Annotated in this window: 1 protein-coding gene; it reads left to right on the forward strand. The window is 65.8% G+C overall.

Annotated elements, in window-relative coordinates; translation table 11 throughout:
* A partial coding sequence (locus IB272_RS34455) for a sulfate ABC transporter ATP-binding protein (protein ID WP_192445892.1) occupies positions 1-647 on the forward strand: 647 nt, incomplete at both ends.

Raw genomic sequence — 647 nt, forward strand, 5'->3', positions numbered from 1 at the left:
GATCGCGCTGCTCGGCCCCTCCGGCTCCGGCAAGACCACACTTCTGCGTCTCGTTGCCGGGCTCGAAAGCCCGACCGAAGGCACGATCTTCTTCGGCGACGAGGATGCCTCGCAAAAGACCGTGCAGCAGCGCAACATCGGCTTTGTCTTCCAGCACTATGCCCTGTTCCGCCACATGACCGTGCTCGACAACGTCGCCTTCGGGCTGAAGGTGCGGCCCTCCAATCGCCGCCCGCCGTCGGCCGAGATCCGCAAGCGCGCCCTCGATCTGCTCGACCTCGTCCAGCTCTCCGGCCTCGACAAGCGCTATCCGGCGCAGCTCTCGGGCGGCCAGCGCCAGCGTGTGGCGCTCGCCCGCGCCATGGCGGTGGAACCGAACGTGCTTCTGCTCGATGAGCCCTTCGGCGCGCTCGACGCGCAGGTCCGAAAAGAACTGCGCAAGTGGCTGCGCGACATTCACGACCGCACCGGCCACACGACGATCTTCGTCACCCATGACCAGGACGAGGCGCTGGAGCTGGCCGACCGCGTCGTCGTCATGAGCAAGGGCGTGATCGAACAGGTCGGCACCCCCGACGAGATCTACGACCATCCGGTCTCGCCCTTCGTCTACGGCTTCATCGGCCAGTCGAACTGCCTCAATGTTA

The organism is Ensifer sp. ENS08 (genome assembly GCF_014852195.1).
GTDB lineage: Bacteria > Pseudomonadota > Alphaproteobacteria > Rhizobiales > Rhizobiaceae > Ensifer > Ensifer adhaerens.